This window comes from Thiolapillus sp., assembly GCF_048562965.1.
GTDB classification, from domain to species: domain Bacteria; phylum Pseudomonadota; class Gammaproteobacteria; order Chromatiales; family Chromatiaceae; genus Thiolapillus; species Thiolapillus brandeum_A.
This window is the reverse complement of sequence record NZ_JBHNMF010001411.1, coordinates 1-640: the sequence shown is the minus strand read 5'-3', so window position 1 is coordinate 640 and position 640 is coordinate 1. Positions and strand designations below refer to the sequence as shown.

The following is a 640-nucleotide window of genomic DNA, read 5'->3' as shown; positions in this document are numbered from 1 at the left end:
GAATCCCCAATCCCAGTAGCAGTATCTCGTTGCCGTCCACGTCTTTTCCTCATGCCAGTATTTGGCGCTATACTGGCACAGGTTTTTGGAGGAATTCCACTTAAAACGTCGAGGAACCAGAGCAGTGTTACTCGGCGCTGTTTCATCTGCGGTGGCCAGATGGATTTGTTTGCCCCGAGTGTGGTAACAAGACCTATTGCAAGATCAAGAGTCGTAAGGTCTATCAATGTCATCGCTGTCACCGGCAGACCTCGTTGACGAGCGGTACAATCTTTGCTGCTACCAAGGTGCCGCTAACAAAATGGTTTCTGGCCATCTATTTGCTCACGCAGAGAAAAACCAGCGTGTCAGCGCTGCAATTGAAGCGGGATATTGGCGTCAGCTATAACACGGCATGGAAGATGAAGCACAAGCTGATGCAAGTGATGCTGGAGCGTGAGAAAGGAAAAAAGCTCAGTGGCCGCATTGAGATAGATGATGCGTATATCGGCGGTGAGCGTCCAGGAAAGCCTGGGCGTGGCGCTGCACATAAAGCTCCGTTTATTGCCGTCGTTGAAACGGAAGGGGAAGAACATCGACCTCAGCGGATGCAATTGCGGACAGTCAGTGGGTTTCATAGTGCTGAAATCGAACGTTACGC

1 protein-coding gene and 1 pseudogene are annotated in these 640 nt (G+C 50.8%); one reads left to right on the top strand and one right to left on the bottom strand.

The features are described 5' to 3' along the window. A partial coding sequence (locus ACOCD2_RS24660; protein ID WP_293675575.1) for a hypothetical protein occupies positions 1-233 on the bottom strand: 233 nt, incomplete at its 3' end. Here ACOCD2_RS24660 and ACOCD2_RS24655 point away from each other — a divergent pair. Beyond that, positions 123-640 (top strand): annotated as a pseudogene (locus tag ACOCD2_RS24655) (IS1595 family transposase); the annotation flags it as partial. The gene ACOCD2_RS24660 and the pseudogene ACOCD2_RS24655 overlap by 111 nt on opposite strands.